This window comes from Pseudomonas sp. R15(2017), from assembly GCF_002112685.1.
Taxonomy (GTDB): domain Bacteria; phylum Pseudomonadota; class Gammaproteobacteria; order Pseudomonadales; family Pseudomonadaceae; genus Aquipseudomonas; species Aquipseudomonas glycinae.
Map to the genome: position 1 here is coordinate 449,403 of NZ_NEII01000003.1, position 20,998 is coordinate 470,400.

Consider the following 20,998-nt stretch of genomic DNA (forward strand, 5'->3'; position numbering starts at 1 on the left):
AACGCCCCCATGACGCAAAACGATCCCGGCAACGATTACCCCCTCAGTGAAGTGCCGATGCACGCGCGCAAAGGCCTGGCCTCCACGGCGATGGTGCTGCTGGGCTTCACCTTTTTCACCGCGACCATGTTTGCCGGCGGCAAGCTCGGCGTGGCGTTCAACTTCGGTGAGATGCTCGCCGTCATCGTCATTGGCAATCTGCTGCTCGGCGTGTACGCCGCAGGCCTGGGTTACATCGCCTTCAAAAGCGGGCTGAATTCGGTGCTGATGGGGCGCTTCTGTTTTGGTGAAGTCGGCAGCAAGCTCAGCGACCTGATCCTCGGGTTCACCCAGATCGGCTGGTACGCCTGGGGCACCGCGACGGCGGCGGTGGTGCTCGGCAAGTATTTCGACCTGAACGAAGCCACGGTGCTGGGGCTGATGGTGCTGTTCGGCCTGGTGTTCTGCGCCACGGCGTATGTCGGTTATCGCGGGCTGGAGATTCTGTCGTACATCGCGGTGCCGGCGATGATGTTGCTGCTGATGCTGTCGATGTGGGTCGCGACCGTGAAAGTCGGCGGCCTCGACGGTTTGCTCAGCGTCGTACCGACGGGTTCGCTGGACTGGTCGACCGCCATCACACTGGTGTTCGGCACCTTCGTCAGCGGCGCGACCCAGGCCACCAACTGGACGCGTTTTTCCCGTTCGGCGCGGGTCGCGGTGCTGGCCAGCCTGATCGGTTTTTTCATCGGCAACGGCCTGATGGTGCTGATCGGCGCCTATGGCGCAATCGTCTACCAACAGCCCGACGTGGTCGAAGTGCTGCTGTTGCAGGGCTTTGCCATGGCGGCGATGGCGATGCTGTTGCTGAACATCTGGAGCACCCAGGACAACACCATCTACAACTTCGCTGTCGCCGGCTGCAACCTGCTGCGCACCGGGCGCCGCAAGACCGTGACCCTGGCCGGCGCCGTGATCGGCACGGCGCTCGCGTTGCTGGGCATGTACGACATGCTGGTGCCTTATCTGATCCTGCTCGGCACGGTCATCCCACCGATTGGCGGCGTGATCATGGCGGACTTTTTCTTCCGCTGGCGCGGGCGTTATCCGCGTCTGGCCGACGCACGGTTACCGGCGTTCAACTGGCCGGGGCTCGCGGCTTACGCGGCCGGAACCGTCGCCGCGTTCGGCTCGCCGTGGGTCGCGCCGCTGGTGGGGATCGCCGTTGCCGCGTTAACGTATATCGCAGTGACCGGTCTGCTCGGCGCCCGCAACGCGGCCGCCCCTCTACAAGATCTATAAAAGGATTCGCCCGATGCACATCATCAACGCCCGACTGCGCAACCAGGAAGGTCTGCACGAATTGCACCTCGAAGACGGCCTGATCCGCAGCATCGCGCGCCAGACCGAAGCGCCGACCCTGGGCCCCGACGACCTCGACGCCGGCGGCAACCTGGTGGTGCCGCCCTTCGTCGAGCCGCACATTCACCTCGACGCCACCCTCACCGCTGGCGAGCCGCGCTGGAACATGAGCGGCACGCTGTTCGAAGGCATCGAGTGCTGGGGCGAGCGCAAGGTCACCATCACCCAGGAAGACACCAAAACCCGGGCGAAGAAAACCATTCAGACCCTCGCCGCCCACGGCATCCAGCATGTGCGCACCCACGTCGACGTCACCGACCCGCAACTCACCGCGCTCAAGGCGATGCTCGAAGTGCGCGAGGAAAGCCGTCACCTGATCGACCTGCAAATCGTCGCGTTCCCTCAGGAAGGCATCGAGTCGTTCCGCAATGGCCGCGAGCTGATGGAAGAAGCGATCCGTATGGGCGCGGATGTGGTCGGCGGGATTCCGCATTTCGAGTACACCCGCGACCAGGGCGTCAGCTCGGTGAAGTTCCTGATGGATCTGGCCGAGCGCACCGGCTGCCTGGTGGACGTGCACTGCGACGAAACCGACGACCCGCATTCGCGCTTCCTCGAAGTGCTGGCCGAAGAGGCCCGCAGCCGCGACATGGGCGCCCTCGTAACCGCCAGCCACACCACTGCGATGGGCTCCTACGACAACGCCTACTGCGCCAAACTGTTCCGCCTGCTCGGCCATTCGGGGATCAGTTTTGTCTCCTGCCCGACCGAAAGCATTCACCTGCAAGGGCGCTTCGACAACTTCCCGAAACGCCGCGGCGTGACCCGCGTCAACGAACTGCTCGAAGCGGGCATGAACGTCTGCTTTGGTCAGGATTCGATCGTCGATCCGTGGTATCCGCTGGGCAACGGCAACATCCTGCGGGTCCTCGAAGCCGGCCTGCACATCTGCCACATGCTCGGTTACCGCAACCTGCAAAGCGCGCTGGATCTGGTCACCGACAACAGCGCCAAGGCCATGCACCTCGGTGAGCGCTACGGTCTGGAACAGGGCCGACCGGCGAACCTGCTGATCCTGTCGGCGGACAGCGATTACGAAGTGATCCGCAGCCAGGGCCTGCCGCTGTATTCGATCCGCAACGGCAATGTGCTGATGAAGCGACAGATGCCGGTGGTGGAATTCGTCTAAGGTGTAGAAGTCGGCGCCGCAACGGCGCCGACTGCTTCCGATGGACGCCTGTCATGCCGTAGTTCGCGCGCTGTTGCCCCGCTGCCATCCTCATTGATCCGTGAGGACGCGACATGAATCAAAAGACCACTTCCGATCCCATGGCCACGCTTTACCAGGAGGGCCGCCATACGTTTGTCGAACTCGTACCCGATGGCGGGGCCAGACTCGACGCCCTGTTCCATACCGTTCCCGCATTGGGCCAACTGGCCGTCGGCGTGGTGTACGGACATTTACACTCGCGGCCTGGTCTTGATCCGCGATTGCGCGAAGCGGTGTCCCTTGCCGCCATTGTCGCCTCGGGCATGTTCGGGCCACCGCTGAGCGTGCACCTCAAAACCGGCCTGGCATCGGGCCTCGCACCGGGTGAATTGACTGAAATACTGCTGCAGGCTTCGGCCTTCGCCGGTTTCCCCCGAGCGGTCAGTGCGGCGGAGCAACTCAATCATCTGTTTGCAGACGCGGGCCTTGAATCACCACCGCCCCCCACCCCGAGAGAAGTCACTTCGAGATTTTGCGCAGACGTTCGCGCGGGCCATCCACCGATTCCGCTGAGTGCCGCAGTGAAACGCCAGTTACGTCAGGCAGACCGTTTGGCGCTGCAAGCCTGCACAGCGCAGGCTGTAATCGTCGAGTGTTTTCAAAGCCCCGAGACGCAACCCAAAGCCCTGCTGTACGTGACGGTGGTCGATAACACTGTTGTCGCCATAAAGCTGTTCAAGGCCCAATGAACGGTTTCATGGTTATGGATCGGGTCGGTTTTATCGCAAAAGGATAGCGTCGACCTGTCAGATCTGACAGGCGACAAGCGCTGCGCGCAGGCCCACAGTAAGTCCCAAGGGATCCATCGTTCCCGGGGGGACGATCATGAAAGGGACTTCACCCATTCGCCTCATTTTCGCTGTCTGTCTGGCCATCGCCACGGCGACAGCGGCGATGGCCGGCGTTCGCAACGGCAGCGGCACAGAGATTCTGCTGCAAGTTTTTCACTGGAATTCCAGCCGCAACCAAACGCCCTGGTATTCAGTGCTGGCGCAACAGGCGCCAACAATTGGCAAAGACGGATTTACCCTTGCCTGGTTACCGCCAGCCTGGACGGACAGCTCAAGCTGGATCGACAGCCAGGCCCAGACCTCAGGTGGTGGCGAAGGCTACTTCTGGAGCAGCTTCGACAAGAACAGTCGTTACGGCAGTGATCAGCAACTCAAACAAGCGGTGCTGGCGCTCAACAACGCGGGGGTGAAAGTCGTCTACGACGTGGTGCCCAATCACATGAACGATAAAGCGGTCTATTCGATGTTCCCGAGAGGGAGCAACGAGTGGCGGCAAGACTGCGCGCAATGTGACGAAGGTGATGCATTCATGGATGGCTCAGCGGATCTGAACACCGCCAGTGCGCGAGTCTTCGACACCTTCAAAAAAGAATTCATCAATCTGCGCGACAACTACGGTGCTCAAGGCCTGCGCTTTGACTTCGTCCGAGGCTACGCACCGGAAACCGTGGATCGCTGGATGAACGCCTTCGGCAACCTGAAATTCTGCGTCGGCGAGAACTGGAAAGGCCCCAACGAATATCCGCCGGGCGACTGGCGACACAATGCGAGCTGGCAGGATGTGCTCAAAGACTGGTCGGATCGCTCGCACTGTACTGTGTTTGATTTTGCCCTCAAGGAGCGTATGCAAAATGGCTCGCTCGCCGAGTGGCGCCACGGCTTGAATGGCAATCCGGATCCTGCCTGGAGAGCAATCGCAGTGACCTTCGTCGACAATCATGACACCGGTTATTCGCCTGGGGCCTATGGTGGCCAACATCACTGGGCGTTGCCCGATCCACTGGTCAATCTGGCTTACGCCTACATCCTCAGCAGTCCCGGCACGCCGACCGTGTACTGGCCGCACATGTATGACTGGCAGCGCGATCAACTGATCCGGCAATTGATCAAACTGCGCAAGGGCGCTGGTATCCGCGCCGATTCGCCGATTCGCTTCAACACCGCCTATTCGGGCTTGGTTGCTACCACCTCGGGGATGAGCGGGACGTTGGTGATTGCGCTGAAATCCGATCTGCAACAGTTGCCGCAGGGCATGGGCACGCCGACCTTGAGCTGGGACAACGGCGATATCCGGATCTGGAGCACAGCGGTCGAACCGGCTGCACTCAACGTCAACGTCCACTGCGACAATGCCAATCCACAATCCGGTGAACGCGTCTATGCCGTCGGATCGTCGCTGGAGTTCGGCGCGTGGGATCCACAACATGCAATTGCGCTGACGCTGAACAATAACCGCTGGAGCGCAACGGTCGAGGTGCCGGGCCAGCAAAGACTGGAGTGGAAATGCATCGTCCGTGGCCAGACTCCGGCAGCGGTGTACTGGCAGGCGGGTGCGAACAACGTATTCACCAGCGGAGCCGTGAGCGACACGGTCGGGCGCTTCTGACCCTCAGCTATGTTTCATTTCGCATTGCAGTGCCGAACAGGCGCACGCCGGCCAACTCGTCATCGCGCTCCTCCAGCAAAATCGGCGCCGTACCGCCCGGCATCACCACTTGCACCTCTCCCGCCGACACCCAACCCACTCGCCATGCAGCGCTCGCCACCGCGCTGGCGCTGGTGCCTGAGGAAGCGGTCGGTCCCTCGCCCCGTTCGAACACCCGCGCCACAATGCGCTGATCCCCGGCGCGCGTCGCCCATTGCAGGTTGACCCCGGCCGGGCACGGCTGGCCGGCGCCGGTGGGCATGGCATAGGCGATAGCGGTCAGACTGTCCGCCAGCGGCGGTTCAAGCATCTGCGCGTTGCTCGGCAGTGCGGCTTCATCCTGCACCAGCGTCACGCAATGTGGATTACCGATCCGCACAAACTGGCTGTGCGCCCAGGCGGGATCGAGTTGCGCCAACGGCCGAACACGGTTGACCTCCACGCCGTTGAACGGCACCGGTTCAACCCCAAGCGCACCGACGGCCACCGGGCCGAAACCGGGCTGGCCGAGGTCCAGCCAAAAGCCGTGCACGCCCGCCACCTGCGCTGGTTTGACCGAGGTCGGCACGGGTGATGGCGCATCCTGTTTGTCGTGATGCACCCGCAGCGTCGCCCCCTCCTCCGGCATCAGCCCTTGTTCAAGCAGCGCCCGGGAGAAAATCGTCAGGCCGTTGCCGCTGCGCTCGGCCAGCGTGCCGTCGGTGTTGACGATCAGCAGGTCGAAGGGGGGCGCGGATTGAAACGGGCCGATCAACAGGCCATCGCTGCGATGGGATTTGCTGCCGACGGGACGTTGACCGTCGGGCCAATCGCAACACTGCGCGATGGCTGCGGTACTCCACGTCTGGCGCGACGACGCGCATTGCGCGGCGCTGGTCGGTAAGTCGATACCGGCATCGCGTAGCGCCCGAGGCGAAACGACCCCGTAGATATTGCCCCGTGCATCGTAGAACTGCGTCATGAACCCGCCCTTGTTTTTCCCGTCGACAGGGACGCCACTGTAAATCGCAACGCCCTGCAGACGCGAGCGGGCTCGCTCCATCGAAAGAGCTGTGCAAGGATGTCCGCTGCTGAAACGTTTTTTGCCAAGGATCGTTATGACCAGCCTCACCCCTCAAGACACGTTCGTTCCCGGACGCCTCGAACAGATGTCCACGCGCATCGCCTTCTTCATCGCCGGGCTCGGCATCGCCGCGTGGGCGCCGCTGGTGCCCTACGCCAAGGCGCGCGCCGGGCTCGATGAAGGGACGCTGGGGTTGCTGTTGCTGTGCCTGGGCGTCGGTTCGATTCTGGCAATGCCGCTGGCGGGGATTCTGGCCACCCGGTTCGGCTGTCGGAAGGTGGCCACCGGCGGCACGCTGCTGATCTGCGCGGCATTGCCGTTGCTGGCGACGGTGTCGTCGATTCCGGCGCTGATCGCCACGTTGTTCATGTTCGGCGCCGGGCTCGGTACGGTGGATTCGACGGTGAACCTGCAAGCGGTGATCGTCGAGCGGGCCAGCGGCAAGAACATGATGTCGGGGTTCCACGGCCTGTTCAGCCTCGGCGGGATCGTCGGTGCAGCGGGCGTGAGCGCCCTGCTCGGTCTCGGGCTGTCGCCATTGGCGGCGATGCTGGTGGTGGTCGTGGTGTTGATCGCCGCGCTGTTCAAGGCGGTGCCGCACATGTTGCCTTACGGCAGTGAAAGCACCGGCCCGGCGTTCGCGGTGCCCCACGGGATTGTGCTGTTCATCGGCGGCATGTGCTTCATCGTGTTCCTCACTGAAGGCGCAGCGCTGGACTGGAGCGCGGTGTTCCTGGCGCAGGAGCGCGGAATCGACACGGCCTATGCGGGATTGGGTTACGCAGCGTTCGCATTGACCATGACGGCCGGTCGTTTGACCGGTGACCGGATTGTCCGGGCATTGGGCGCAACCCGGATCATTCTGTTTGGCGGTCTGCTGGCGGCGGCGGGACTGTTTCTGGCGACCTTCGCCCCGAGCTGGCAAGCCGCGCTGCTCGGTTATGCGCTGGTCGGTGCTGGCTGTTCGAACATCGTGCCAGTGCTGTACACCGCGGTGGGCAAGCAGACGGTGATGCCGGAAAGCATCGCGGTGCCGGCAATCACTACGTTGGGGTATGCGGGGATTCTGGCGGGGCCGGCGGTGATCGGCTTTGTCGCCCACGCCAGCAGCCTGAGTTTTGCCTTCGGGTTGATGGCGACGTTGCTGGTAGCGGTGGCGATTGGCGGGAAAGCTCTGAAGGTCTGAGCCTGATCTGATGTGTTCAGATCGTTCCCACGCTCTGCGTGGGAACGCAGCCAGGGACGCTCCGCGTCCCAAGAAAAGCGGACGCGGAGGTGTTCCCACGCAGACGGTTCGACGGAGGAACCATCAGTGCAGATCAGAAGCCTACGCTGGCCTGCACGAAGAACGTCCGCGGCGTGCCCACGTAGATCCCCGAGTTGTTGTCGCTGGAGCGGGTGAAGTACTGCTTGTCGAAGATGTTCTTCACCCCGGCGCCGAGCTTCAGGTTCGACAGCTGCGGACCGAAGTCATAGCCGCCGCGCACGTTCCAGGTCACGTAGCCCGGAATGTCGCCGTACTGCCCGTCCGCCGTGCCTTCGGTGATGTAATTGCCATTGAAGCTGCCATCAGCATTCACGCCGGTGCCCGGCGAGCGCTGTTTGGACTGGGCGAAGCCGTCGATGTTGTAGGTCCAGCGGTTGATGTCGTAACGCAGGCCGACGGTCGCCACCTGACGCGAGTAGAACGGCAGGTCGCGGCCCTTGAAGCCCGGAATCTCGCCTTCGTAGGTCGCGCGGGTGTAAGTGAAACCGGCGTTGGCGGTCAGGCCATCAAGGCGCGGGTCAAGCGCCGCCATGTCGTAGTGCACCGACGCTTCGATACCCTGGTGCTTGGTCGCGCCGAGGTTGGTCCAGCCCACGTCGTTGCTGATGTATTGCAGTTCGTCATCGAAGTCGATGTAGAACAGCGTCACTTCCCCGCCCCACACGTCATCGCTGTAGCGCGTGCCGATTTCGTAGGTCTTGGCTTTCTCCGGCTCCAGACCATTGGCGGTCTGGTCACCCGAGCCGCCCTGGCCGAGCTGGAAGTACTGCAGGCTGCCGAACGAGGTCTCGTAGTTGGCGAACAGCTTCCACGCATCGGACAGGTGATACATCACGCTCAGGGCCGGCAGCGGCTCGTTGCTTTCGATGCTGCGGTTTTTTTCCGGCACGCGTTTGCCGGCGGTGTCGAGCACGGCGCGATCATGCCAGTCGGTGCTGATGTGTTCGAAGCGAATGCCCGGAGTCACGGTCCAGTTGCCGACGTCGATCTTGTTGTCGATGTACACCGAGTTGGCCTCGGTGCCACCGGTGCGGTCCTGGAACACATGACCGTCGGAGGTCTGGGTGACCACTGGCACATTGTTGACCAGCGCCAGACGGCTCGACTGCTCGTGCATCGCCTCTTTCAAATAACGGTAACCGACGCTGACTTCCTGAGTGGTCGGGCCGACGTCGAACACACGCGAAACGCGCGGCTCGATGCCCAGCGTGTAATAGGAGCGCGGAAACGAGCTGAGGGTTTTCTGATCGCGAGCGGCGATGGTGCTGCCGCGAAAGCTGTCGGAATAGTAGGTCAGCACTTCCGCCTGGGTACGCTCGTCGATCTGCCGGATCCACTTGAACGACACGTCCTTGCGGCGGCCGCTGAAGCCGTCGTAGTCGCGGTCGGACTGGAACGGTTTGTCGTCGTACTGCTTCTGCGTCAGGCCGCCGGGCATGTCCGCGCTGGCGTCGTAGTAGTGAAAGTTGAGGCTGAAATCGTCCTGATCGGTCGGCGCCCAATGGGTCTTGAGGATCACGTCGTCGATGTCGTTGCCGTTGTTGCGCTCGCGGTAACCGTTGCCGTTGACGCCCGAATACAACAGCGCCATGCCGATGCCGTTGTCGGCGGTACCGCCGAGGAACGCGGTGTCGATGTGTTTCCAGCCACCATGCTGCGAGGTTTCCAGGGTGGTGCCGATTTCACCGGTGGTTTTTTCCGGGATCGCGCGGGTCACGAAGTTGATGACACCGCCGACGTTCTGCGGCCCGTAACGCACGGAGCCGGCACCACGGACCACGTCGATGCTGTCGAGGTTGCCGGAAGAAATCGGCGCCATCGACAGTTGTGGCTGGCCGTACGGCGCAAACGCGGCCGGCACGCCGTCGATCAACACCGTGGAGCGTGGCGACAGGCGCGACGTCAAACCCCGCACGCCGACGTTCAGCGATATGTCGCTGCCGCCGGTGCCGTTGGCTTCCTGCACCTGCACACCCGGCACGCGGCGCAGCACGTCGCCGACGTTCATCGCGCCCTGCTCGACCATCGCTTCACGGCGGATCACCGTGCGCGCGCCGGGGTGGTTCTGCACCACGGCGGCGTCGGCGTCGCCGAGCCAGTCGCCGACCACCTTGATGTCGGTCACGCCCAGTTCCAGCGGGCCGCTGGCAGCGGAAGTCGGGGCCGGTGACAAAGTCACCGAGCCTTCATTGATCTGATAATCCAGGCCGCTGCCTTGCAGCAATTGGCGCAGGGCCTGCTCCGGAGAAAGGTTACCGTCCACCGCTGGCGCCTGTTTGCCGGCGACCAGGTCCGGGCTGAAAAACACCTGCAATGACGTTTGCTGACCCAGTTCGCTCAGGGCCTGGCCCAGCGGCTGTGCGCGGATGTGAATGGCTTCGGCGGCAAAAGCCATCGGCACGGCGGCGTTGACCGCCAGCGCAAGCGCCAGCGGTAACCAAGGAGATTTTTTGTTGTTGGCGGTGGAGTTTTTCACGTCGAACGGAGTCCTGTGGATCGCAAGAGTGTGCGGCTGTTAATGCAAACCAGTTGCAGTTGAACAGGAAGACGACGAACTCGAAAAAAACCTGAATTTTATTTTGAAATTATTTCCTGGCTGCCGTCGGCAAGGGTGCGCACGGCCACCGGAAGGATGCTCGGCAAGGCCTTGAGCAAGGCATCGGTGTTGTCGGATTTGAACACGCTGGTCAGGCGCAAATTGGCCACGGCCGGGTTGGCGACTTTCAGCGGCTTGTCGCGATAACGCGACACTTCCTCGGCAACTTCGCTGAGGCTGGCGTTGTTGAACACCAGTTTGCCGCTGCGCCAGGCCGTCAGTTCCACCGGGTTGACCGCGTAGGCTGGCGCCACTTTGCCCTGGGCATCGACCCGCGTGCCAAGGCCGGCAGTGAGACTGATGAAATCGGCATCGGCCGCATCCCGGCCCTGCACCTTGACAGTGCCCTGCTCCACCGCGACCCGAGTCTGGGTCACGTCGCGCCGCACATCGAAACGGGTGCCGGTGACCGTGACCTTGCCGCTGCCGGCCTCGACCACGAACGGGCGGGACGTGTCGTGCTCGACGCTGAACATCGCTTCGCCTTCGGTCAGCTCGATGAGACGCCGATCCTTTTCGAAACGTACCTGCAAACGGCTGCGGCTGTTGAGGTCGATCACCGAACCGTCCGGCAGCGCCACATGCTTGCGCTCGCCCAGCGCGGTGGCGAATTCGGCGCTGTAACCTTGCGGGTGATTCAAACCGCTGAACAGCCCGAGCCCGAGCGCCACCGCGACTACGCTGGCCGCCACGGCATAACGCAACAACGGACGGCGTTCGCGCCGCGTCGGCGGGGTTTCGCACAAAGCTTTAAGCCGTGGCGCCGGCAGCAGATCCGCCGCCGTCCACAAGCCTTGCAGCAACTGGAATTCGTCACGGTGCTGCGGATGTTCGTTCAGCCACGCGTCGAAGCGCTGCTGTTCGTCGACGCTGACGGTCGGCTCCTGCAAACGCACAAACCAGCCTGCCGCGTCATCGCGCACCGTTGTTTGCCCGCACGCGCAATCACGAGTATCCGTCATGGAATGTCCTGTTTGGCTGGGGGTGAAAAGACGCCGCGGCTCATGATTGCGCCCCGTCCAGGCGATCACGCAGATGCCGCAGGGTGCGGATCATATACTTTTCCACCATGTTCCTGGACAGGCCCAGGCGCTCGGCGATTTCCGCCTGGGTCAGGCCTTCGATCTTCTGCCAGACGAAAATCCGTCGGCAGTTGACCGGAAGCTCCGTGAGCGCGCGTTCGATGGAATCGGCCAGCTGGATCGCATGCATGTAATGCTCCGGGTCGCCGGTCGGCGCCTCACTGAGATCGATCGCCTCCGACTCCATGGCGCCCCGCCGGTCCTCACGCCGATAGCCGTCCACCGCGATATTGCGCGCGGTCTGGTGCAAATACGCCCGGGGTTGCTGTACCGCCGACGAATCGGATTCGAGCACCCGCACAAAGGTGTCGTGCGCCAGATCCTCGGCCTGCGAGCGATTGCGCAGGCGACGGGTCCAGGTGCCGATCAACTCTTCGTAATGCTCAAGAAAGCCGGGTCTGCGGGGCAGCATGGGGATCATTGCGGCGTGCTGAAGAAAGGGGCGTGAATAGTAATGCTTCCTATTAAGGCGAAGCAATGGATTCCTCGGGTGTGCCGACGAAGCTGTTTTCCTCTATCCCTTCGGCGCTCTAATTCGCGGCAATCCCTGCCTTGCGTGGGCAGAACCACCCGCGTACCAAGCCCCCTGGTATTCACCGTCCATGGTTCTAATGAAAAGCACCGCGACAGTCGCGGTGCAGTTTCCATCCCGCCAGGCTGCCAAGCCACTCTGGCTGAACAGCCCTTGATGCATGGCGGCTCAGCCTTTTTCGTCAATACCCGCTTGAGTTGCCTGGCTGTCGAAATGACCGCTCAGGGTCACCGGACCAACTTTCAGGTTGCCGTTTTCAAGGGACACCTTCGGTGCGTTTTCTTCGGTTTTGTGCGGCAGATCCAGGCCGGCTTTTACGCCGTAGTCGAGGTTGCTCAGGTCGCTGCTGCTGACTTTCGAGCCGCCCAGATCGACCTTGCCTTCGGTGGCGGAAATCCGCGCGCCGGTCAGCTGGGTAGCGCCGCCGACGGTGAGATTCACACCCTGACCAGCACTGATACCGGACGCCTGTTTCACGCTGTCCTTGTGTGCGTATTCGCCATCGGCTTTCAGCGTTGCCTTGTAGTCGGTGCCAGCCAGTTTGCCCTTGTCGTCGGCCGGGGTCTTCTTGGCGGTCAGGCCCAGATCGACATCGACCTTGGCGTGAGAGCTGGAGTCCTGACGGCTTTCGACCGACAGATCACCCGCCACTTTGCCGCTGACATTGCGCGCATCAATCCGCGCAGCGTTCAGGCTCGCATCACCGCCACTGTTCAACACCACCGTGTCGGCCTTGATCTGGCTGTTCTGCTGGGTAGTGCCTTGCAGGTAGTCCACGCCGACTTTGGCTCCGGCATTGAAACCGTGATCGCTGCTGACTTTTTCATCGGCGGCGGTCGGTGTGCTTTTGCTCAGATTGCCACCGGCATTCAACGCGACGTTCCAGTTGTTGCGGTTGTCGGTGGACTGCGCGGATTCCTGAACGAAACCGCCCTTCTGCGCGTCGATGCTGACGTTTGGCGCGCTGACCTGAGTGCCCTGCAGGCGCACTGAATCGCCGCTCAGGGCGATGCCGTTCTGGCTGTTGAGCTGACCACCGGTGAGGGTCTGGGTGTTCTCGTTGACCCGACCGATGTTGAAGTTGCCGCTGAGGTTGCCGCCCTGATCGCGGCTCTTCTCGCTGCTGGTTTTGCTGCCGCCGGCCTTCAGGCCGCCGCCGAGATTGCTGCCGGTGGCGACGTGCGAATCGGTAGCTGCTTGCAGATCGAGTTTGCCGCCAGCTTTGAGGTCGATAGCACCAGCGCTGTCGATCTTCGTGCCTTGCTGCACCTGATTACCGCCGCTGCTCAGTTGCACCGGGCCGTTGCCGCTGATACTGGCGACATGCGCCTGGCTGTCGGTGTTCTGGTGGCCTTTGTGATCGAGCTGGAACCCGGCGCCGAGATCGACATTGGTGCCGTCAGTGCCCGGCAAGGTGCCGACGGTCAACGAGCCGTTGCCACGCAGGCCGGAGCTGTCGCTGCTCTGCCGGTCGTTGGCCTGATTCAGGGCCAGATCACCGCCGGTCTTGACGCTGACACCGCCCTGGCCGCCGTCGAAACGGCTGCCTTCGAACTGGGCATCGCCGCCGACATGGATGTTCACGCCCTGGTTGCCAGCGTAACCGCCGACCACCGCGGTGGAGCTGTCCTTGCTCGACTGGCTGCTGCCCCCCGCGCCGCTGCCGGCCACGTTCACGTCTTCACCGGTCTTGGTGTAGACGCGCACATCGACCTTGGCATCTACCGAGTTGTCGGTGCTGCTGTGGGAGTTGTTCGCCGCGTCGGCCACCAGTTTGTCGGCGCTGATGTTCACTTTGCCGGCGCTGGCGTTGTACTGGGTGCCCTGATCGTGCAGCGTGCCGCCGACCTTCACGTCCACGGTCTCGCCGTCGAACCGGCTGACCACCGCATTGCTGCCCTGCTCGGTTTTATCGGCGCTGGCATGACCGATTGCCACGTCGATACCGACGTTCGGCTGGCCGAGATTGGCCAGTGCGTCCTTGTCCGGCACTTTGCCGTCGAGCACTTCTTTCACGGCGCCGGCAATCGGCCGGGCGATGTCTTTGTACTCGACGTTGGCGCCGATGTCGGCCGACCAGTTGCTCTCGCTGTGAGTGCTGTTTTCAGTGTTGCTGGCGGCACGGTTGTCGACTTCGTTGGCGGCGACGTTCAGAGCGTTGCCGGACTTGAGTTGCGCGCCTCCGGTGGCGAGTTTGTCAGCGTTGATGTTCAGGCTGCCGCTGCTCTGCACGCCGGTGGTTTGCGCAGTAGTTTTAGCGGTGGTGTCTTGAGAAGTGCTGTGCGAGAAATCCACACCGCTGCCCGCGCGGTCGAGGCCGCCGGTGTAGTAGAAACCGCCGCCGGTGCTGCGGGTTTCGGTCGAGGTGTTGTGGCTGTCCTGCTCGGCCAGCAGCGAGACGTTCTTGCCGCTCAGGGTGGTGTCGCCGGCGGTGGATTTCACCTCGGCGCCCTTGAGCGTCACGTCGCCGCCCGCCTTCACTTGCACAGTGCCGCCGCTGAGGCTGGAGCCCTGCTGAGTGACGTCGCTGACGGTGACGGTTTGCGCCTTGTCTCGGTAATGCACGCCGGCGCGATACTGCTCCGCCGTTTGCTCCTTGGCGTAAGCGTCGAAGCCACGGGTCTGCGTGCTGTTGCTGCTGTCGTGGGTGTTCTGCGTCGAATGCACATTCACATCACCCGCCGCATCCGCCGTCAGCGAACCGCCGGCCTTGACCGTGGAACCGGCGACTTCGATGTCCTTGGCGCTCTTGAGCTTGAGGTTGCTGTCGGAAGCCAGCTCGCTGCGCACCGTGGTGCTGTCCTTGCTGTTCTGCCGGGACTCGTCCTTGGTGATACCGAAGAACTTGCTGTCCTTGTCGTGGTTGTTGCTGTGCGAGGTGTCCTGCACGCCGTCGATGGTCAGCGAGCCGTTGTCGCTGATCACGCTGGCGTCCTGGCCGCCGCGCACCTGGCTGCCGCTGATGCGCACGTCGTCGGCCTTGACCACCAGTTTTCCGGCCGCGTTGATCTTGCTGCCCTGATGCTGGGTCTGGCCCTTGTCGGCGTCGCCGGTCTTGCCGAAGAAACCGCCGCCGACCAGGTCACCGGAATAGCGGTTGTCGCTGCTGCGATGGGTGCGGGTCGCGGTGGTGATTTCCACTTGCTTGCCGGCCAGTTGCAGATCGCCAGCGCTGTTCAATTCAGCACCTTCGGAGCGCAACAGTGCCGCGGTTTGCAGGGCAATGTTGCCGGCCTTCAACTGGCTGGTGACGCTGCGCTGTTCTTCGCTGCTGCTGTCCCAATCGGCTTTCCACAGGTGCTTGCGGTGCTTGCCCTGATCGGTCTGGGTGTGGCTTTCAGTGGCAGCGGTCAGGCGCAGGTCGCCGCCGCTTTGCACGCTGAGGTTATTCTTCGCCTCGACCTTGGCGGCTTTCAGTTCGGTGTCTTTGCCGGACGACAGTTGCGCGTCGCGGCTGGCGACGATCTGGCTGCCGTGCTGGCGCGAATCGCTGTCGGTCTTGGTCCGCTCGTAGGTTTCCCAGGTGATGCCGATGGTGCTGTTGTTCCAGTTTTCACGCTGCTCCTGGAGCTTGCGGCTTTCGACGGTGGTCAGGGTCAGATTGCGTTTGGCCTCGACCTTCACGTCACGACCGCTGACATCGGTGGCGGCCAGCGTCAGGTCCTTGCCGCTGTGCAGGCCGACGTCGCCCTGGCTGCTGCGAATGCCGGCACGGGTCACGTCGAGGCTGTCCGGGATCGCCTGGCCGCTGACGCTCAAGTCGCCCGCCGAACGGATCTGCACGCCGTCACGTCCGGCGACTTGCACCGCGCCCACTTTCACGCCCGCGCCTTCAGCGGTGCTGACGATGTTGATGCGCCCGGCCTGCATCGCGCCGAACAGGCTGGCGTCGATCCGTTGATCGGTGGTGTTGCCCGCCGGGTCCACGGCTTTCACCTGGCCACTGGCGTAGTCGATCTGATTGCGTCCGACGGTGAGGTTCAGTTGATCGCGTGCAGTGATCGCGCCCTGGCTGTCGATGCGCGGGGCGATCAGGTTGATCGAACCTTCGCCGTTGCGCAGGCCGCCGCCCTGAATCTGCAACTGACCGGTGGCGTCGCGGGTGCTCAGGGCTTGCAGTTTGCCGTCGTTCAGCTCGGGCCGGCCGACCAGCAGATTGGCGTTGGGCGTGTTGATGAAGCTGCCGCCGTTCACCGAAATGCCGTTCGGGTTGGCGAGTACGTAGTCGGCGGCGCGACCGAAGATTTCCTGGGCGCCGTTGATGGCCGACGGGTTGCGGCTGATCACTTCGTTGAGGATCACGCTCGCGGCCTGGCCCTGCAATTGCGGATTGGCCGCCAGTTGCCCGGCGAGCTGCGATTGCCCGGCCTGCAAGGCGTTGTTCAGCACCAGGCCCTGACGGTCGACGTTGTAGTCGAGGAACTGGTTATGCGACAGGCCGTGTCCGTTGGGCGCAACGATGTTGACGATCGGGACGCCGCCCTGGGTTTGCAGTTGCGCGGTGCCGCCGGGGCCGGGCGCGACCACCACACCGCCGGCCATGGCGCCCGGCAGGTGAGCGACCAAAAGCAGGCTGGCGATGGCCCAGCGCAGTTTGCCCCGTGGGGAAAGATGAAACGCAAAGGTATTCATTGGCATAAAAAACTCTCCATGTAGTGCGGCATCACGTTGCGCGTTGAGTTAAAGGCCACGGCTGTCGCGCTCAGGTCCGATGGCTGTTGTTCACTGACGTTCATATCTGCAATCCGACCCGCATCAGCCAGGTTTCGGGCTCGCGGTGCAGGCCGGTCGGGGTGTTGAGGCTGCGTTGGTAATCGACATCCACTTGCAGGTTTTTCCAGCCCAGGTTGAGGCCGATGCTGGCACCGCTCAGGCGTTGAACCGGGGCGCCGTGATCGGCCTTGATCCAGCCGTGGTCGAGGCCGACGCGCGGAGTGAGCTGCACCGGCAAATCGCTGCGCAGCGGCAGGCGCAAGGTGTTGCGCCAGATCGCGCCGCTGGCGCCGGACGCGCTGCTGACCCGGTAACCGCGCACGGCGGAATCATCGGTGCCGAGCAGTTGTTCGATGGCTGGCAGCGGATCCGGGCTGTACTGCAAATTGAGTTGGCTCTGCCATTGCCAGGCTTGCGCGCCGAGCTGGCCGTTGCGCCACTGGCTGAGGCCGGCGCGGTACTTGCGAAACTGTGCCTTGGGCAGGTTTTTGACCTGGCGATCGGCATCGTCGTCGGCGCCGAACCAACGCATACCCTGGGCGTAATTGACGTCGAGGTTCCACACCGCGCGGTCGAGCCAGAACAGATTGAGCCCGGCTTCGGCCACGGTCAGGGTCGGGCTTTGAATACCGAGGCGGACGTTTTCCAGATAGCTGTCAACGTCCTTGCGCGCCAGTTGCAGGTTGGCGCTGAGCTGATGGCTCTGGTCGCGCCACAACACCCGGTCGGCGCGCAGGCTGAGCTGATCGGTGATGCCGGTGCTGTACAGGGTCGCCGTGCTGAGCTTGAACGGCGCGCGGTATTCGGCGTGGCTGGCGAAGGTGCTGAACGTCCAGTAACCGTAGGGGATCGCGTAGTAGAGGCTGGCGTTGCGGCTGTAGCGGTCGCCCTGGTTGAGGGTGTCGCTGGCGCTGAGACTCAACAGGTCGTTGAGTTCGAGCGGACTGTCGAGGGTCAGACTCAGCGTGTCGCGATCACGACCGGTGCTGGCGCTGCCGAGGTTGTCGAAACCGGCACCCAGGGCCCAGCGTGACTGCCCCGAGGTCCGCGAACGCAGGATGATTTTCGACGCGCCGGGCTGGCTGCCAGGAGCGATGTCGGCGGTCAGATCAAGCGAGCGCAGGCGGTTCAACTGATCCAGTCCCTGCTCCAGATCCCGCAGGTTCAGCGGTTTGCCGAGCATTCCGGGGAACGCCCCGCCGAGCGACACTGGCAGGCTTTGGTCGGCCAGCTCGATGGACTCGATGTAGCCTTCGTCGATCAGGATATCCAGCGATTGCCCCGCCGCTGGAGCGCTGCTCAGGTATGGCCGGCTGGCGATATAGCCCTTCTCCACGTACAGCGCGGTGATGGTCGCCAGCAAATGGTTGATCTGGCCGACGCCCATGCACGGCGCCAACAGCGGTTTGATCCGGGCGTTGAGTTTGTCTTTATCGATCAGCGTAACGCCGCCGACGCGCGTACCACTCAAGGGCCAGCAGCGCTCATCAGGTTTGATCGACTCAGGAATGGCCGGATTGACCGGCGTCGGGCCAAACGCGCCGCGCTCCAGCTGGCGTTTGCGCTGTTCGAGTTGCAGTTGTTGCAGGTCACGCTGTTGCAGTTGCTGCTGGCGCAGCACTTCCTGGCCAGGGGCTGGAGTTTCGGCGGCGAGAACGCTGGGCGCACACACACTCAACAACAAGGCCGACAACAGCGGGCGAGGCAGGGAACGACTACGAGAAACAACGCAAAGCGAATACGGCACTCAACATCCTTGCAATCAACTGGCGTAATGCCACCCCATCAATTGCGGTGATAGTCAGAGCCTTCCTACACAAATGCAAGACGCTTCCTACAGCGCTTACATTTCTTAAACAAATGGTCAGCTTCTTTTTTCAACGGTCTTCATCTGACGATCGGCGACAAAAATCAATTGCCACAAAATATTACTCGCGTCATATTACGGTCGTAATAGCCATTCCGCTTCTTCAGGTATTACGCCATGACCAGCATGCCCACCGTAGAACCCGATCTCGCCGCTCCGGTCAGCGCCCCCAAACCTCCCCTGCTCAAACGCCTGCTGTTGCCGACTGCGGGACTGGCTGCGCTGGTATTCGCCGGGTTGTATGCCGTGCATTGGTGGGGCACGGGGCGGTTTCTAGAGGAAACCGACGATGCCTACATCGGCGGCGACGTCACGGTGATCGGGCCGAAGGTCGCCGGTTACATCGAAGAAGTGCTGGTCAGCGATAACCAGAAGGTGAAGGCCGGCGACGTGCTGATCCGCCTCGACGCCCGCGACTACCGCGCCAATCTGGCCAAGGCCGAAGGCGCGGTCGCCGCCGAGGAAGCGCTGCTGGCCAACCTCGACGCCACCGAACAACTGCAGCAAGCGGTGATCGGTCAGGCCCGCGCCGGCATTGATGCCGCCAGCGCCGAAACCGCCCGTTCGCGGGATGACAACGCGCGCTACAAACGTCTGGTGACCACCAACGCAGTCTCGGTGGAAAGCGCGCAACGGGCCGACGCCACCTTCAAGACCGCACAAGCCTTGAGCGCCAAGGCCCAGGCCGAACTGCTGGCCGCGCAGCGCCAGCTCACCGTGATCGAAACCCAGAAACAACAGGCCCGCGCCGCCCTCCAGCAAGCCCGGGCGGAACGGGATCTGGCGCAACTCAACCTCGGCTACACCGAACTGCGCGCTCCAGTTGACGGCGTGATCGGCAATCGCCGCGCGCGGGTCGGCGCCTATGCGCAGGCCGGTTCGCAACAGTTGTCGGTGGTGCCGGCCAGTGGTCTGTGGGTCGATGCCAATTTCAAGGAAGATCAACTGGCGCGGATGAAACCCGGCCAGCGCGTGAGCATCCGCGCCGACGTGTTGTCCGGCCAGGAATTCCACGGTCGCCTCGACAGCCTCGCCCCCGCCACTGGTTCGCAATTCAGCGTACTGCCGCCGGAAAACGCCACCGGCAACTTCACCAAAATCGTTCAGCGGGTGCCGGTGCGGATTTTGCTCGACCCGGCGGACGGCGTGCTCGGCCATCTGCGTCCGGGCCTGTCGGTGACCGCTGAAGTCGACACCCGCGCCCAACCTGAAACCACTGCCGTGGCCAGCGCGCCATGAGCACCGCCCTCACCGCCGCCGCGCAGCCATTCAATGCCGCCGACATGACGACCGCGACCAAAGTGTTCGCCTTCGCCACAATGTGCATCGGCATGTTCATCGCGTTGCTCGACATCCAGATCGTCTCGGCCTCGCTGCGCGATATTGGCGGTGGGTTGTCCGCCGGCACCGATGAAACGGCGTGGGTGCAGACCAGTTACCTTATCGCCGAAATCATCGTGATTCCGCTGTCCGGATGGCTGTCCCGAGTGTTCTCCACGCGCTGGCTGTTCTGCGCTTCAGCGGTCGGCTTCACCCTCGCCAGCCTGCTCTGCGGCATCGCCTGGAACATTCAGAGCATGATCGCTTTCCGCGCACTGCAAGGGTTTCTCGGCGGCTCGATGATTCCGCTGGTGTTCACCACGGCGTTCTTTTTCTTCACTGGCAAGCAGCGGGTCATCGCCGCTGCGACCATTGGCGCCGTGGCTTCGCTGGCACCGACGTTGGGCCCGGTGATCGGCGGCTGGATCACCGACATTTCCTCCTGGCACTGGCTGTTCTACATCAATCTGGTACCGGGGATTTTCGTCGCCGTGGCGGTGCCGATGCTGGTGAAGATCGACCAGCCGGAACTGTCGCTGCTCAAGGGCGCGGATTATTTGAGCATGGTGTTTCTGGCGCTGTTTCTCGGCTGCCTGGAATACACCCTCGAAGAAGGCCCGCGCTGGAACTGGTTCAGCGACCAGACGATCCTCACCACGGCGTGGATCAGTGCGCTGGCCGGTGTGGCATTCGTGGGCCGCACACTGCACGTGGCCAATCCGATCGTCGACCTGCGCGCGCTCAAGGATCGCAACTTCGCCCTTGGCTGCTTCTTTTCCTTCGTCACCGGCATCGGCCTGTTCGCGACGATTTACCTGACGCCGCTGTTTCTCGGCCGGGTGCGCGGCTACGGCGCGCTGGACATTGGTCTGGCGGTTTTCTCCACCGGGGTGTTCCAGATCATGGCGATTCCGCTGTACGCCTTTCTGGCCAATCGCATCGATCTGCGCTGGATCATGATGGCGGGCCTGGCGTTGTTCGCCTTGTCGATGTGGGAATTCAGTCCGATCACCCACGATTGGGGCGCCGGAGAATTGCTGCTGCCACAAGCCCTGCGCGGGATTGCCCAGCAACTGGCGGTGCCGCCGGCGGTGACATTGACTTTAGGGGGCTTGGCACCCGCGCGCCTGAAGCATGCGTCGGGCCTGTTCAACCTGATGCGCAATCTGGGCGGTGCAATCGGGATTGCGGCGTGTGCGACCATTCTCAACGACCGCACCAACCTGCATTTCACCCGGTTGGCGGAGCATCTGAACAGCAGCAACGAAGCGGTGAATCAGTGGCTGGCCCAGGTCGGCGGCAACTTCGCCGCACTGGGTCAGAGCGGCGACGTCGGCCTTACCGCCAGCCTGCGTCAGCTATGGCAGCTGACCTACCGTGAAGCGCAGACGCAAACCTACGGCGACACGTTCCTGATGATCATGGTGTGCTTCGGCATCGCCACGGCGATGGTGCCCTTGATGCGCAAGGTGCAACCACCGGCCGCGCCGAGTGCCGATGCACATTGATCG

At 62.9% G+C, this 20,998-nt stretch carries 13 protein-coding genes; 7 read left to right on the plus strand and 6 right to left on the minus strand.

Annotated features, from left to right (window positions below; genetic code table 11):
* Window positions 1-9: 9 nt before the first annotated feature.
* From codB to CAF77_RS08995, 4 genes are all read left to right on the plus strand, one after another.
* Window positions 10-1,281 (plus strand): cytosine permease, encoded by a 1,272-nt coding sequence (gene codB, locus CAF77_RS08980; RefSeq protein ID WP_011335109.1) that lies wholly within the window; start codon window positions 10-12, stop codon window positions 1,279-1,281.
* 13 nt (window positions 1,282-1,294) lie between these two features.
* Window positions 1,295-2,530: a cytosine deaminase gene (codA, locus tag CAF77_RS08985; RefSeq protein WP_064380913.1), complete on the plus strand. Its 1,236-nt coding sequence runs from the start codon at window positions 1,295-1,297 to the stop codon at window positions 2,528-2,530.
* A 113-nt stretch (window positions 2,531-2,643) separates the two neighbouring features.
* Window positions 2,644-3,300, plus strand: coding sequence for a carboxymuconolactone decarboxylase family protein (locus CAF77_RS08990; RefSeq protein ID WP_064380914.1), 657 nt, complete (start codon window positions 2,644-2,646; stop codon window positions 3,298-3,300).
* 136 nt (window positions 3,301-3,436) lie between these two features.
* Complete coding sequence (locus CAF77_RS08995) at window positions 3,437-5,008, plus strand: glucan 1,4-alpha-maltotetraohydrolase domain-containing protein (protein WP_064380916.1); 1,572 nt, start codon at window positions 3,437-3,439, stop codon at window positions 5,006-5,008.
* A gap of 7 nt (window positions 5,009-5,015) precedes the next feature.
* Here the strand turns inward: CAF77_RS08995 and CAF77_RS09000 are convergent, their stop codons facing one another.
* Window positions 5,016-6,008 (minus strand): diaminopimelate epimerase, encoded by a 993-nt coding sequence (locus CAF77_RS09000; protein WP_064384080.1) that lies wholly within the window; start codon window positions 6,006-6,008, stop codon window positions 5,016-5,018.
* Window positions 6,009-6,144: 136 nt separating this feature from the next.
* Between CAF77_RS09000 and CAF77_RS09005 the strand changes: the two genes are divergently transcribed.
* A complete protein-coding gene (locus CAF77_RS09005) occupies window positions 6,145-7,296 on the plus strand; it encodes an MFS transporter (protein WP_064380919.1) in 1,152 nt (383 codons plus the stop codon).
* A gap of 133 nt (window positions 7,297-7,429) precedes the next feature.
* Here CAF77_RS09005 and CAF77_RS09010 read toward each other — a convergent pair whose 3' ends face one another.
* The 5 genes from CAF77_RS09010 to CAF77_RS09030 all read right to left on the minus strand — a co-directional run bounded on the left by CAF77_RS09010 (window position 7,430) and on the right by CAF77_RS09030 (window position 18,047).
* The gene (locus CAF77_RS09010; protein WP_064380921.1) at window positions 7,430-9,853 is read right to left on the minus strand and encodes a TonB-dependent receptor; all 2,424 of its coding nucleotides are present in this window, start codon (window positions 9,851-9,853) and stop codon (window positions 7,430-7,432) included.
* A gap of 98 nt (window positions 9,854-9,951) precedes the next feature.
* Window positions 9,952-10,935, minus strand: a complete 984-nt coding sequence (locus CAF77_RS09015) for a FecR family protein (RefSeq protein WP_064380923.1) — start codon at window positions 10,933-10,935, stop codon at window positions 9,952-9,954.
* Between the two features lie 40 nt (window positions 10,936-10,975).
* Window positions 10,976-11,476 carry a sigma-70 family RNA polymerase sigma factor gene (locus tag CAF77_RS09020; RefSeq protein ID WP_039770278.1) on the minus strand — a complete coding sequence of 167 codons (501 nt, stop codon included), beginning with the start codon at window positions 11,474-11,476 and terminating at the stop codon, window positions 10,976-10,978.
* A 279-nt stretch (window positions 11,477-11,755) separates the two neighbouring features.
* Complete coding sequence (locus CAF77_RS09025; protein ID WP_085654315.1) at window positions 11,756-16,225, minus strand: hemagglutinin repeat-containing protein; 4,470 nt, start codon at window positions 16,223-16,225, stop codon at window positions 11,756-11,758.
* 94 nt (window positions 16,226-16,319) lie between these two features.
* Complete coding sequence (locus CAF77_RS09030; protein ID WP_085654316.1) at window positions 16,320-18,047, minus strand: ShlB/FhaC/HecB family hemolysin secretion/activation protein; 1,728 nt, start codon at window positions 18,045-18,047, stop codon at window positions 16,320-16,322.
* 237 nt (window positions 18,048-18,284) lie between these two features.
* Between CAF77_RS09030 and CAF77_RS09035 the strand changes: the two genes are divergently transcribed.
* Both CAF77_RS09035 and CAF77_RS09040 read left to right on the plus strand, forming a co-directional pair.
* Window positions 18,285-19,406: an HlyD family secretion protein gene (locus CAF77_RS09035; RefSeq protein ID WP_064380928.1), complete on the plus strand. Its 1,122-nt coding sequence runs from the start codon at window positions 18,285-18,287 to the stop codon at window positions 19,404-19,406.
* Complete coding sequence (locus tag CAF77_RS09040; protein WP_085654317.1) at window positions 19,403-20,995, plus strand: DHA2 family efflux MFS transporter permease subunit; 1,593 nt, start codon at window positions 19,403-19,405, stop codon at window positions 20,993-20,995. Before CAF77_RS09035 ends, CAF77_RS09040 begins: the two co-directional genes overlap by 4 nt.
* Window positions 20,996-20,998: the final 3 nt, after the last annotated feature.